A 12,487-nucleotide genomic window follows, 5' to 3' on the forward strand; every position below is an offset into this window, starting at 1 on the left:
CTCAGCCGTCCTCAGGAGTCGCGGTAGCCGTACCGGTGCCGCAGCGGCACCGTGACCGCCCCGGTGAGCCGCCGGTGGCGCGGCGCCATCCCGGTCGTCCACTCGTCGTCCAGGCGCAGCCGGACCGGCCCCGACCGGAACCGGACCGGGTTGCCGGACACCTGGTGGGTGCGCCGCACGAACAGCTCACCGCGGTCGCCGACGGGGACCGCGGCCGCCGGGACGCCGCTGAGCCGGGTCACGGCGCGCAGCGTCGCGTCCGGCGCGCCGATCAGGTCCTCGTAGCGGAACCGCAGGTACGGCAGGCCCGCCCGGCGGGCGATCCGCTCCGTCGCGAGGTTCCACGCCGACCAGTACACCGCCGTGCACGCCGGGTGCATCCGGGGCATCAGCTCGCCGTTCGGGGCGTCCGGGTCCTCCTTGTGCCGCTGCCACGAGTACGCCACGGCGCGCGGGTCCCGCACGATGTGCGCCACCCGCACGTCCAGGCCGGGCGCCTGCAGCAGCGCGGTCAGGTAGGACGGGAACTTCGAGGAGTCCACGACGACGTCGGCGCCGCCGACCTTCGCCACGGCCCGGTACAGGTCGGCCAGGACCGCGTAGTACCAGCGCAGCTTCCCGGCGTTCGGCGGGTTCGTGGGACGCAGCAGCAACCCCGGCAGGTGCCGGGTGCGGAAGCGGCGGGACGCCTCGTCCAGCTCGCGCAGCTCGTCGTCGTCGGGGATGCGGCCGAACGCCTCGCGCAGCACCTCGACCCAGAACTCGCAGGAGCGCAGCGGCGTACCGCAGCTGCACCGCCGGTTCTGCAGCAGACCGCGCTCCCACAGGAACTTGATCTCGCCGACGCCGACGAGGCCCGGCACCTGGTCGAGCATCCCCTCGGCGAGGGTGCTGCCGCTGCGCCCCCACCCGGCGAGGTACAGCACGCGGGTGGGCGGCGGTGAGTCGGTGTGCACCTTCGTCCAACGTTTCGCCGATCCAGCTGGTTACGACCAGGTTGGCCCGGTTTTGGCCGATGTGTTTGATCGGCGCGGCAGGAGGGGTACCACGGCGGCATGCGACGCGGCCTGGTCATCGTCGCCGTGGTCCTCGCGCTGGTCCTGGGCTACGGCTCGTACGCGTCCACCCAGCCGCCGGACCGGCACGACTACCGCACCACCGCCGTGGCGGCCGCGCAGTCCGCGCACGACGCCCTGCGCACCGCGTACCTCGCCGGCACCGCCCTGCGCGAGGGGAAGTCCACCACGCTCTACGTGGGTGTCCTGCTGGACAGCGGCATCGAGCGGACCGCGGCGCTCGTCGACGAGCTCGCCCGGCTGTCACCGCCCGACGCGGACATGCGCGAGCTGCGCGACGAGCTGACCCCGATGCTCACCGAGACCGTGCGGCGTCTCGGCGACACGGCCGCCGAACCCACCGACGTCGGCGCGCTGCCACCGCTCGCCGACCGCCTGGAGGACGTCCTGGACCGGTACGCGTGAAGAAGTTCTTCGCGATCACGCTGGGCATCCTCACCGCCATCGGCGGTTTCGTCGACATCGGCGACATGGTCGCGAACTCCCAGGCCGGGTCCCGCTTCGGGATGTCCCTCGCCTGGGTCGTGCTCGTCGGTGTCGTCGGCATCTGCGTGTACGCCGAGATGGCCGGCCGGGTCGCGGCGGTCAGCGGACGCCCCGTCTTCGACCTGGTCCGGGAGCGTCTCGGCCCGCGGGTCGGGCTGCTCAACCTCGCCGGCTCGTACCTCGTCACCGTCCTCACGCTCGGCGCGGAGATCGGCGGCGTCGCCCTGGCGGCCGAGCTCGCCACCAGCGTGCACTACCTGCTCATCGTGCCCGTCGCGGCGTTCGTGTGCTGGGTCGTGCTGTGGCGGGTCAAGTTCGAGACCATGGAACGGGTGTTCGGCCTGCTCGGTCTCACGCTCGTGGTGTTCGTCGTCGCGCTGCTGAAGCTGCCGACGGACTGGGCGCAGCTGTGGGAGCAGGCCCGCACCCCGGCACCGTCCGGCGAGGAGAACTGGGGCACCTACGCGTTCGCCGGGGTCGCCCTGTTCGCCGCCGCGATGACACCGTACGAGGTGTTCTTCTTCTCCTCCGGCGGCGTCGAGGAGCGCTGGAGCGTCAAGGACCTCAACGTCTCCCGCGCCAACGTGTTCGTCGGGTTCCCCCTCGGCGGGCTGCTGTCCCTCGCGCTGATGGCGACCGCGGCCGTCGTCTTCAACCCCCTCGGCGTGCGGATCGAGGATCTCGGGCAGACCGCGCTGCCCGTCGTCCTCGCCTTCGGCAAGCTCGGCCTCGCCGTGGTGATCCTCGGGTTCTTCGCCGCCACGTTCGGCGCGGCGCTGGAGACCGGGCTGTCCGCCGGGTACACCGTCGCGCAGTACTTCGGCTGGTCGTGGGGCAAGCGGCTCAAGCCCCGCGACGCGGCCCGCTTCCACGTCGTGGTCCTCGTCAGCGTCCTGCTCGGCACCGCCGCGCTGGCCACCACGATCGACCCGGTCCTGCTCACCGAGACGACGCTGGTGCTCAGCGCGATCGTCCTGCCGCTGACCTACCTGCCGATCCTCGTCGTCGCCAACGACCGGCAGTACATGGGCGGCCACGCCAACGGCAGGCTCGGCAACACCCTCGGGGTCCTCTATCTGCTGATCATCCTGGGGGTCGCCGCCGCCGCGGTCCCGCTCACGATCATGACCGGAATGGGAGGCTGACCGTGCTGCTGGTCGGGTTCGAGCTCCTCGACCGCCAGATCGTCGACCTGGCCGGGGAGCCCGTCGGGAAGGTCGACGACGTCGAGCTGTCGATGGTGGACGGTGTACCGCACGTCGCCGCGCTCCTGTCGGGGCCGCAGGCGCTGGGCCGGCGGCTGGGCGGCCGGCTCGGCCGGTGGATCAGCGGCGTCGCCGGCCGCGTGCACCCCTCGGAGAACCCCGACCCGCTGCGGATCCCGTGGGACCTCGTCGCCTCCCACGACAGTGCCGTCAAGCTCACCGTCCACCGCGAGCTGCTCGCCGAGCCGTTGCTGGAGCAGTGGCTGCGCGACCACGTGGTGGGACGCATCCCGGGGTCCTCCGATGCGGGCGAGTGACCTCATCGGCCGCCGGATCGCCGGCGTCCCCGGCCGGGTCGCCGACCTGGAGGTCGAGGGCACCGAGGTCGTCGCGGTGATCGTCGTGCGCGGCGCCTGGGGACGGCTGCTCGGGTACGAGCGCGACACCGTGCGCGGCCCCTGGATCCTGGAAACCATCGCCCGTGCCGTGCTGAGGCGCGACAGTCGGCGGGTAGCCTGGTCCGACGCGCGCTTCGAACCGTGATCACGGGGTAGTGACCACCGGTCGGCGCGAGATCGTCTTTGACTGGAGAGGTTCAGATGTCCGACCTTGCTCAGATCGGCGTGACCGGTCTCGCGGTGATGGGACGTAACCTGGCCCGGAACCTGGCCCGCAACGGATACGCCGTCGCCGTGCACAACCGTTCCTACGAGCGCACCCGCAAGCTCGTCGACGAGTTCGGGCACGAGGGCACGTTCGTGCCGAGCGAGTCGATGGCCGACTTCGTCGCGTCCCTGGCCCGTCCCCGCGCCGTCATCATCATGGTGAAGGCCGGCGGCCCCACCGACGCCGTCATCGACGAGCTGATCCCGCTCCTGGAGCCCGGCGACATGATCGTCGACGCGGGCAACGCCCACTTCGCCGACACCCGCCGCCGCGAGCAGGCGCTGCGCGCCCACGACCTGCACTTCGTCGGCACCGGCGTGTCCGGTGGTGAGGAGGGCGCCCTCCTCGGCCCGTCGATCATGCCGGGCGGCTCGCCCGAGTCGTACCAGACGCTCGGCCCGATGTTCGAGAAGATCGCCGCCGTCGTCGACGGGACGCCGTGCTGCGTGCACATCGGCCCCGACGGCGCCGGGCACTTCGTGAAGATGGTCCACAACGGCATCGAGTACGCCGACATGCAGCTCATCGCCGAGGCGTACGACCTGCTGCGGGCCGGCATCGGCGCCACCCCGGCGGAGATCGCCGACATCTTCCGCACCTGGAACACCGGCGACCTCGAGTCGTTCCTCATCGAGATCACCGCCGACGTCCTCGGCCACGTCGACGCCGACACCGGCAAGGCGTTCGTCGACATCGTCCTGGACCAGGCGGAGCAGAAGGGCACCGGCCGCTGGACCGTGCAGAGCGCGCTGGACCTGGGCGTGCCGATCACCGGTATCGCCGAGGCCACCTTCGCCCGCTCCCTGTCCGGCCACGCCGAGCAGCGCGCCGCGGCCCGTGAGGCGTTCCCCTCGGACTCGGGCGGCCTGACGGTGCAGGACCGGGACCAGTTCATCGAGGACGTGCGGCTCGCCCTCTACGCCTCGAAGATCGTCGCCTACGCGCAGGGCTTCGACCACATCGAGGCCGGCAGCGCCGAGTTCGGCTGGGACATCGACCGTGGCGCGGTCTCCACGATCTGGCGCGGCGGCTGCATCATCCGCGCCCGCTTCCTCAACCGCATCCGCGAGGCCTACGACGAGAACCCGTCGCTGAAGAGCCTCATGGTCGCCCCGTACTTCGCCGACGCCGTCAACTCCGGCGTCCCGTCCTGGCGCCGGGTCGTGGTCGCCGCCGCCCAGGCGGGCATCCCGACCCCGGCGTTCTCCTCGTCCCTGGCGTACTTCGACGGCCTGCGCGCCGAACGCCTGCCGGCCGCGCTCATCCAGGGCCTGCGGGACAACTTCGGCGCCCACACGTACCGCCGCACCGACCGCGACGGCTCGTTCCACACCCAGTGGGCCGGCGACAAGAAGGAGCACACCGCCTGACCCGATCTCCCGTGATCCGGAAGACCTATTGCCGCTGCAGCGACAAAAACTCTTCCGGATCATGGGAGCGGACGGCGGCCACCACGGCACCGGCCAGGGCGGCCGCCGCCGTCAGCGCGAACGCGGCCGCGAACGACCCGCCGCCGCCCAGGACCAGCGTCAGCACGGCGACGGTGACCGCCCCGGCGAGGTACTGCGACGTGGTCAGCACCGACCCGGCCGCCGACCGGTGCTCCGCCGGCACGTCCCGCCCGCCCAGGACGAACATCGCCGTGTAGATCATGCCGTGGGCGAAGCCGCTGAGCAGGAGCCCCGGCAGCAGCCCGGCGGCGTAGGAGCCCTCGGCGGCCAGGGCCAGCCAGCCCAGCCCGAGTGCCGCCAGGGCGAAGCCGGCGGACAGCACCGCGGGGGAGCCGAAGCGGCGCACCGCCCGGTCCGTGACCGCGCTGCCCACCGTGACCAGGCCCGCCAGGGGCAGGAACGCCAGTCCCGCGAGGAGCGGGGAGTAGCCGCGCGAGGACTGCAGCAGCAGGGTCACCACGTAGAACTCCGAGCCGACGCTGGCCATGTACAGCGCGGTCGCCGCCGCGCCCACCCGCAGGCTCCGGATGCCGCGCAGCGACGGCTCGACCAGCGGTGTCCGCGACAGCCGTTCGTGAGCGGCGAAACCGGCCGTGAGCAGGACCGCGGCGCCGAGGACCGCGAGGGTGACCGGCGCGGTCCAGCCGGCCGTGCCCGCGAGGGTGAGCGCCAGGACCGCCCCGAGAGCCGCGCCGGTGCCGAGCAGCGCGCCCGGCAGCGGGACCCGGGCGCCGCCCCGCGCCGCCGACCGCAGCCAGATCAGGCCGCCCACGGCGCACAGCAGCGTGACGGGCACGTTGACGTAGAACGTCCAGCGCCACGACGAGCGGGTCAGGACGCCGCCAAGGACGACTCCGGCGGCGAGCCCGGACGCGCCGACGGCGCCCCAGACGGCCACGGCCCGCGACCCGGCGGACAGGAGCAGGCCCAGGATCGCCGGCTGCAGCAGCGCCGCCGCCGCGCCCTGGGCGAAGCGGGACGCGAGCAGCACCTCGCCGGACGAGGCGAGCCCACCGGCGACCGACGCCACCCCGAACGCGACCGTCGCCGCCACGTAGAGCCGCCCGGCGCCGACCCGGTCGGCGAGCCGCCCGCCGAGGAGCAGGAACCCGGCGAACGGCACCGCGTAGGCGCTCACCACCCACTGCGCCGCGGCGAGGGACAGGCCCAGGTCGGCGGCGATCCCCGGCATCGCCACGTAGACGATCGAGTAGTCCAGCGCGAGGAGGAACTGGGCGAGCGACAGCAGGAGCAGTGGCATGACCGGATCCTCTGAGGTTCACACTGATGTGAAGGTCAAGGAGGAGTGAGCATGCGCATAGGTGAGTTGTCCCGCCGGACGGGTACCCCCGCCCGTCTGCTGCGCTACTACGAGGAGCAGGGCCTGCTCACGCCGGCGCGGCGGGACAACGGGTACCGCGACTACGCCGAGCACCTCGTCGACCGGGTGCAGCAGATCCGCGGGCTGCTCGACGCCGGACTGCCCACCCGGGTGATCCGGGAGGTGCTGCCGTGCACCGACAACCCGTGCACGATCACGGTCTCCGACGCCAGCGAGGAGCTCATCGCCCTGCTCGCGGCCGAGCGGGACCGGATGGACGCGCGGATCGCGTGCCTGGCGCGCAACCGCGACGCCATCGCCGCATACCTGCGGAAGGTGGAGGACAACCTTTCCGCCGACCGGCGTCGTTGACCGCCCGGGAGGGCACCTGGTGGAGGACTTCGAGACGTACGTGAGCGCGGCGTGGCCCCGGCTGCTGCGCTCGGCGTGGCTGCTGACCCACGACTGGCACCGCGCGGAGGACCTCGTGCAGACGGTCCTCGCCCGGGCGTACGGGCGCTGGCCGCGGATCAGGGACGGTGCGCCGGACGCGTACCTGCGCGCGATGCTGGCCACGACGTACCTGAGCTGGTGGCGCCGCAAGTGGCGGGGTGAGGTGCCGACGGAGTCGCTGCCGGAACGGCCGGCGGGCGGGGGTGAGCTCGAGGGGGTCGAGCTGCGCCACCTGCTCGCCGGTGCCCTCGCCCGGCTGCCGAGACAGCAGCGGGCGGTGCTGATGCTGCGCTTCCACGGCGACTTCACCGAGGCCGACACCGCGCGGGCCCTCGGCCTGAAGCTCGGCACCGTCAAGTCCCACACGTCGCGGGCCCTGGCCGCCCTGCGCACCGATCCGCAGCTGCTGGCGCTGCTGCGGGAAGGGGTGACCCGATGAGCGTCCAGCGGAGCGGCTCGGGCCGCTCATCATGTAGCGGTTCTGGCTCGGGCCGACGCCGGAGCGCAGCGGAGGTGGCGGCATGAGCGTCCAGCGGAGCGGCTCGGGCCGCTCATCATGTGACAGGTCGGGCTCAGGCCGACGCCGGAGCGCAGCGGAGGTGGCGGCATGAGCGACGAGCAGGTCGCCGACCTCCTGGAGCGGGCGGTCGCCGAGGTACCACCGGCGCTGCTGGCACCGCCGCACGCCGAGATCCGCCGCCGGGTCCGCCGCCGCCGCGCCACCGGCTGGGGGGTGACGGCCGCCGTGGTGCTGGTCGCCGGGCTGCTGGTCGCGCCGCAGGGAGGCGCACCGGCGGAGACGCCGGGCGCGCGGCCGACCCCGACGTGGGTGCCGCAGGTCCCCTGGGACGTCGCGCGGATCGACCGGACCGGCACCCGGATCACCGTGTACGCCTCGCCGCTGCGCGGCAAGTGCGTCGAGCGCGACCCCGCCGACGACCGCGTCGAATGGTCCGCCAACGTGCTCACGCTGCACCTCGCCGGGGTGTACACCGGCTGCGGCGACGACAGCGTGGCCACGGCCCGGACGTTCGTGCTGCCCCAGGCGCTCGGCGGCCGGGGGGTCGTGGACGGCCGTGAGCCGGGGGAGCGGCGGATGCTCGTCCGCGAGGCGGACCTGCCCGACCTGCAGGCCGGCGGCTGGAGCGAGCTCCCGGCGGTCCATCCCGGCGCCGGGGTGCTGGTCTGGCCGTTCACCCGGCCCGGCGGCCCGGACCTGAAGATCAGCGCCTACCGCCTCACGTCTGGCACCAACCTGGCGCAACCCGACCGCACGCTGGCCCTCGGCCGCCGGACCGCGGCCGTCTACGACCGGCCCGGCGAGCGCTCGGCCGGGTGGTGGTCCGACGACCACCAGACCTGGTTCGTCATCACCTTCGCCGATGCCTCGATCGGAAAATCGGAGTTCGACGCGGCACTGCGTGGTATGACCTGGGCGTGAGCACACCCCTGACCGAGCCCGTCATCGAAGTGGCGACCCCCGCGCACCGTGCCGCGGTGGTCGCCACCGTCGTCGCCGCGTTCGCCGCCGACCCCGCGTTCCGGTTCTTCTGCCCCGACGACGCCACGTTCCCCGCGGAGGCGGCGGCGATCGCCGGCGACCTCTTCGACCTGCGCGTCGGTCACGGCACCGTCTGGGTCGCCGACGGCGGCGCGGCCGTCGCCATGTGGGACGGGCCGGACGCGCCGCCGTCCGGGCACACGCCGACCGGGCGGTTCGCCGTGTACGAGCACGCCGTCGCCGCCCTCATGCCGAAGCATCCCCGCTGGTACCTCGGCGTCCTGGCCTCGCACCCGGCGCACCGCGGCCGGCGCCTCGGCCGGGCCGCGATGGCGCCCGCCCTGGCGATCGCCGCCTCCGCCGGGCTGCCCGCCGTGCTGGAGACCTCCAACCCCGGCAACGTCGAGGTGTACCGCGGCGCCGGGTTCGACGTCGTCGAGCACCTCGTCGTCGACGGCACCCTGCCGGTGTGGATCATGCGTCGCCCGTAACACTGCGCTGACCTGGGGAGAGCGCTCCCTGCGCGACGAATATCAGGCTTCGTCACTGCTCCACGGAGCGTCGAACGCCCGTGAGCTGCTGGTAGTCGATGTTTGGAGAGCGCTCTCCCATTCTGCCGGAAGCATTGACACGATTCGACCGAGGGTTCACAGTGACCGGATGAGAGAGCGCTCTCTCATCCCTCCGCAACACACTGGTCACCCGAGCGACATGAATGGAGCTCCTATGCCTTGGTCGGCACCCGCCCCCGGCCATCGACGTCTCTCACGATTTACGACCGGCCGGCGCACCCTGCGCGCCGGCGCCATCGCCACCGCGGTGGCCGCGATGCTGTGCACCTACATCGTCGTGGTCGTCACCCGGGCCGACGCCGCCGAGACCCTGCTGTCGCAGGGCAAGCCCACCACCGCGTCGTCCGTCGAGAACGCCGGCACCCCCGCCACCAGCGCCACCGACGGTAACGGTGGCACCCGCTGGTCCAGCGCCTACAGCGACCCGCAGTGGATCCAGGTCGACCTGGGCGCCACGCAGACCCTCACCCGCGTCGCCCTGAACTGGGAAGCGGCGTACGCGACGGCGTACCAGATCCAGACCTCCGCCAACGGGTCGACCTGGACGAACGTCTACAGCACCACCACCTCGACCGGCGGCAACCAGAGCCTGCCCGTCAGCGGCGTCGCCCGCTACGTGCGGGTCTACACCACCGCCCGCGCCACGCAGTACGGCGTGTCGCTGTGGGAGTTCCAGGTCTACGGCGGCTCCACCACGCCCGGCCAGTGCAGCACCGCCAATGCCGCCCTGGGCAAGCCCGCCACCGCGTCGTCGACGGAGAACGCCGGCACCCCCGCGTCGTCCGCCTTCGACGGCAACCTCGGCACCCGCTGGTCCAGCGCCGCCGGCGACCCGCAGTGGGTCCAGGTCGACCTCGGCTCCACGCAGGCGATCTGTGGCGTGACCCTGAACTGGGAGGCCGCGTACGCGACCGCGTACACGATCCAGGTCTCGACCAACGGCACCACGTGGACGACGATCCACACCGCGACCGGCTCGACCGGCGGCGTGCAGACGCTCGTGCTCAGCGGCTCCGGCCGCTACGTGCGGATGAACGGCACCGCCCGGGCCACCCAGTGGGGCTACTCGCTGTGGGAGTTCCAGGTCCGCGTCAACGGTGTGCCGTCGACGTCCAACGACGTGCCCGGCAGCCCGAGCAACAGCCCGAGCCAGCCGAGCAACAGCCCGAGCCAGCCGAGCAACAGCCCGAGCCAGCCCGGCAACAACGTGCTGCTGTCGTACAAGAAGCCGGCCGTCGCGTCGACCTCGCAGAACGACAGCAACTGCAACCCGTGCACGCCGGACAAGGCGTTCGACAACGACCCGGCGAGCCGCTGGGCGACCAGCCCGACGAACGGCTGGGTCGACCCGGGCTGGATCTACGTCGACCTCGGCGCGACCGCGCAGATCAAGCAGGTCGTGCTGCAGTGGGACCCGGCGTACGCCGTGTCGTACCAGATCCAGACCTCTGGTGACGCGGTCAACTGGACGCCGATCTACACCACCACGACCGGCAAGGGCTTCCGCGAGACGCTCACGGTCAACGGCTCCGGCCGCTACGTGCGGATGTACGGCACGCAGCGCTCCAACGGCTACGGCTACTCGCTGTGGGAGTTCAAGGTCTACGGCACCGGCGGCCAGCCGGTCCAGCCGCCGGCGAACCCGGCCGACCCGATCTTCCCGGCGACCAACCTGGTGTGGTCGGACGAGTTCAACACCGGCACCAACGTCGACACGTCCAAGTGGACGATCGACCCGGGCACCGGCCAGAACGGTGAGATCCAGTACTACACGAACCTGGAGAACACCTCCATCCAGGGCGGCTCGCTGGTCATCGAGGCCCGCAAGCAGACCCTCGGCGGCCGCGACTACACCTCGGGCCGCATCAACACCAGCAACAAGTTCTCCACCCAGTACGGCCGCGTCGAGGCCCGGATCAAGGTCCCGAAGGGCAACGGCCTCTGGCCCGCGTTCTGGATGATGGGCACCGACTTCCTGACCGGCCGCCCCTGGCCGTACAACGGCGAGATCGACATCATGGAGATCCTCGGCCGCAACACCAACGAGATCTACTCGACCCTGCACGCGCCGGCCTACAACGGCGGCGGCGGCTACGGCCAGAAGATCTCCACGGTCGACCTGTCGCTGGACTACCACGTCTACTCGACCGAGTGGGACAGCAAGAAGATGACGTTCCGCGTCGACAACCAGGTCATCCTGGTCGCCAACAAGGACACCGTCGAGACGACCCGCGGCCCGTGGGTCTACGACCACCAGTTCTACCTGATCCTCAACCTGGCGGTCGGCGGCGACTTCCCTGGTCCGATCGACGCGACCACGCCGTTCCCGTCCCGGATGTACGTCGACTACGTGCGGGTCTACAAGTGAGCGCCCGGGTCCTGGGGAGGCGCTCGATCCGTCGCCTGACGATCGGGCTGGCGCTCACCGCACTGGTCGGTACGTACGCCGCCACCCGCGGCATCGCTGATGCCGCCGAGACGCCGATCTCACAGGGGAAGCCGGTCACGGCCTCCTCGGCGGAGAACGGGGGGTCGGCCGCGGCCAACGCGGTCGACGGCAACGGGGGCACTCGGTGGTCGAGCGCGTTCAGTGACCCGCAGTGGCTGCAGGTCGACCTGGGCGCGCCGGCCACGATCACCAAGGTGGTGCTGAACTGGGAGGCCGCGTACGCCCGCGACTTCACCATCCAGACGTCGGCCAACGGCACCTCGTGGACGACGATCAACACCACGACCAACGGCACCGGTGGGGTGCAGACGCTCAACGTGTCCGGTTCCGGCCGGTACGTGAAGCTCAACACCACCCGCCGGGCCACGCAGTACGGCGTGTCGCTGTGGGAGTTCCAGGTGTTCGGGACCGGTGGGTCGACGCCCACCAACAACCCGACCACCATCCCGCCGGGCGCCGTCCGGGTGGCGGAGTTCCTCGCCGACTGCCCGTTCAGTCACCGGCTGCCGGACGACCCGATCGTCTTCCCCGGCCTGCCCGGCGCGTCGCACATGCACAGCTTCTTCGGCAGCACCGTCACCAACGGCAACTCGACGGTCAACGACCTCGCCAACGGCCCGAGCAACTGCAACCCGGCCGTCGACAAGTCCTCGTACTGGGTGCCCACCCTGTACCAGGACGGGGTCGCGAAGGAGCCGGTGATCACCACCTTCTACTACCTCGGTGAAGGCGTCAGCGACGCCGTGCGGGAGCAGACCCAGCCGCTGCCCTTCGGGCTGCGGATCGTCGCCGGCAACGCGAAGGCGACGGCACCCGACGCGACCACCATCTCCCGCTGGTCCTGCCTGCACCACAACGAGTCCGGCGCGGGGAAGGACTTCATCAACTGCCCGGCCGACTCGATGCTGGAGTCGTACCTCGACTTCCCGCAGTGCTGGAACGGGCGTGACCTGGACTCGGCCGACCACAAGAGCCACATGGCCTACCCCGTCAACGGCGGCTGCCCGTCCACCCACCCGGTGGCGGTGCCCAAGTTGCGGCAGGTCCTGCGGTACCCGGTGAACGGTGACCCGGCGCGCATCCGGCTCAGCTCGGGTGCCGGGTTCACCATGCACGGCGACTTCTTCAACGCCTGGCCGCAGGCCGAGATGGAGCGCCGGGTCGCGTACTGCATCCGCCTGAAAGTCAAGTGCGGCGCCGACGGGCGCGCGTAGTTAATCAGGAACCGGCCGTGGATGGACGTGCCTGTGCTGCCGTCCATCCACGGCTCCCTTTTCTCACCGCGCGGGGGCACGATCTACCGTGAG

Annotated in this window: 13 protein-coding genes; 11 read left to right on the forward strand and 2 right to left on the reverse strand. The window is 71.8% G+C overall.

Annotated features, from left to right (window positions below; translation table 11 throughout):
* Positions 1-11 precede the first annotated feature (11 nt).
* Positions 12-956 carry a sulfotransferase gene (locus ACZ6TV_RS24820; RefSeq protein ID WP_465299631.1) on the reverse strand — a complete coding sequence of 315 codons (945 nt, stop codon included), beginning with the start codon at positions 954-956 and terminating at the stop codon, positions 12-14.
* A 99-nt stretch (positions 957-1,055) separates the two neighbouring features.
* Here ACZ6TV_RS24820 and ACZ6TV_RS24825 point away from each other — a divergent pair, with 99 nt between their 5' ends.
* From ACZ6TV_RS24825 to gndA, 5 genes are read left to right on the forward strand one after another with little or no spacing between them, the layout of a single operon-like run.
* Positions 1,056-1,481 carry a hypothetical protein gene (locus tag ACZ6TV_RS24825; RefSeq protein WP_465299632.1) on the forward strand — a complete coding sequence of 142 codons (426 nt, stop codon included), beginning with the start codon at positions 1,056-1,058 and terminating at the stop codon, positions 1,479-1,481.
* Positions 1,478-2,707, forward strand: coding sequence for an NRAMP family divalent metal transporter (locus ACZ6TV_RS24830; protein WP_465299633.1), 1,230 nt, complete (start codon positions 1,478-1,480; stop codon positions 2,705-2,707). The genes ACZ6TV_RS24825 and ACZ6TV_RS24830 overlap by 4 nt, the downstream gene beginning before the upstream one ends.
* 2 nt (positions 2,708-2,709) lie before the next feature.
* Complete coding sequence (locus ACZ6TV_RS24835) at positions 2,710-3,084, forward strand: hypothetical protein (RefSeq protein ID WP_465299634.1); 375 nt, start codon at positions 2,710-2,712, stop codon at positions 3,082-3,084.
* A complete protein-coding gene (locus tag ACZ6TV_RS24840) occupies positions 3,071-3,310 on the forward strand; it encodes a hypothetical protein (RefSeq protein WP_465299635.1) in 240 nt (79 codons plus the stop codon). The genes ACZ6TV_RS24835 and ACZ6TV_RS24840 overlap by 14 nt, the downstream gene beginning before the upstream one ends.
* Positions 3,311-3,366: 56 nt before the next feature.
* Positions 3,367-4,803 (forward strand): NADP-dependent phosphogluconate dehydrogenase, encoded by a 1,437-nt coding sequence (gene gndA / locus ACZ6TV_RS24845; protein ID WP_465299636.1) that lies wholly within the window; start codon positions 3,367-3,369, stop codon positions 4,801-4,803.
* Positions 4,804-4,828: 25 nt separating this feature from the next.
* Here the strand turns inward: gndA and ACZ6TV_RS24850 are convergent, their stop codons facing one another.
* Positions 4,829-6,145 (reverse strand): MFS transporter, encoded by a 1,317-nt coding sequence (locus ACZ6TV_RS24850; protein ID WP_465299637.1) that lies wholly within the window; start codon positions 6,143-6,145, stop codon positions 4,829-4,831.
* A 51-nt stretch (positions 6,146-6,196) separates the two neighbouring features.
* Here ACZ6TV_RS24850 and ACZ6TV_RS24855 point away from each other — a divergent pair, with 51 nt between their 5' ends.
* From ACZ6TV_RS24855 to ACZ6TV_RS24880, 6 genes are all read left to right on the forward strand, one after another.
* A complete protein-coding gene (locus tag ACZ6TV_RS24855) occupies positions 6,197-6,577 on the forward strand; it encodes a MerR family transcriptional regulator (protein ID WP_465299638.1) in 381 nt (126 codons plus the stop codon).
* A 19-nt stretch (positions 6,578-6,596) separates the two neighbouring features.
* On the forward strand, positions 6,597-7,097 hold the full coding sequence (locus tag ACZ6TV_RS24860) for a SigE family RNA polymerase sigma factor (RefSeq protein WP_465299639.1): 501 nt from the start codon (positions 6,597-6,599) through the stop codon (positions 7,095-7,097).
* 168 nt (positions 7,098-7,265) lie between these two features.
* On the forward strand, positions 7,266-8,099 hold the full coding sequence (locus ACZ6TV_RS24865) for a hypothetical protein (RefSeq protein WP_465299640.1): 834 nt from the start codon (positions 7,266-7,268) through the stop codon (positions 8,097-8,099).
* Positions 8,096-8,650 (forward strand): GNAT family N-acetyltransferase, encoded by a 555-nt coding sequence (locus ACZ6TV_RS24870; protein WP_465299641.1) that lies wholly within the window; start codon positions 8,096-8,098, stop codon positions 8,648-8,650. Before ACZ6TV_RS24865 ends, ACZ6TV_RS24870 begins: the two co-directional genes overlap by 4 nt.
* 235 nt (positions 8,651-8,885) lie before the next feature.
* The gene (locus tag ACZ6TV_RS24875; RefSeq protein ID WP_465299642.1) at positions 8,886-11,099 is read left to right on the forward strand and encodes a discoidin domain-containing protein; all 2,214 of its coding nucleotides are present in this window, start codon (positions 8,886-8,888) and stop codon (positions 11,097-11,099) included.
* Positions 11,096-12,394, forward strand: coding sequence for a DUF1996 domain-containing protein (locus tag ACZ6TV_RS24880; RefSeq protein ID WP_465299643.1), 1,299 nt, complete (start codon positions 11,096-11,098; stop codon positions 12,392-12,394). Before ACZ6TV_RS24875 ends, ACZ6TV_RS24880 begins: the two co-directional genes overlap by 4 nt.
* The last annotated feature ends 93 nt before the right edge of the window (positions 12,395-12,487 follow it).

The organism is Dactylosporangium sp. NPDC051087, from assembly GCF_055586325.1.

Coding starts and splice junctions, on each gene's coding strand:
- ACZ6TV_RS24825 (WP_465299632.1), top strand. CDS start 1,056: ATGCGACGCGGCCTGGTCATCGTCGCCGTGGTCCTCGCGCTGGTCCTG.
- ACZ6TV_RS24840 (WP_465299635.1), top strand. CDS start 3,071: ATGCGGGCGAGTGACCTCATCGGCCGCCGGATCGCCGGCGTCCCCGGC.
- gndA (WP_465299636.1), top strand. CDS start 3,367: ATGTCCGACCTTGCTCAGATCGGCGTGACCGGTCTCGCGGTGATGGGA.
- ACZ6TV_RS24850 (WP_465299637.1), bottom strand. CDS start 6,145: ATGCCACTGCTCCTGCTGTCGCTCGCCCAGTTCCTCCTCGCGCTGGAC.
- ACZ6TV_RS24855 (WP_465299638.1), top strand. CDS start 6,197: ATGCGCATAGGTGAGTTGTCCCGCCGGACGGGTACCCCCGCCCGTCTG.
- ACZ6TV_RS24865 (WP_465299640.1), top strand. CDS start 7,266: ATGAGCGACGAGCAGGTCGCCGACCTCCTGGAGCGGGCGGTCGCCGAG.
- ACZ6TV_RS24875 (WP_465299642.1), top strand. CDS start 8,886: ATGCCTTGGTCGGCACCCGCCCCCGGCCATCGACGTCTCTCACGATTT.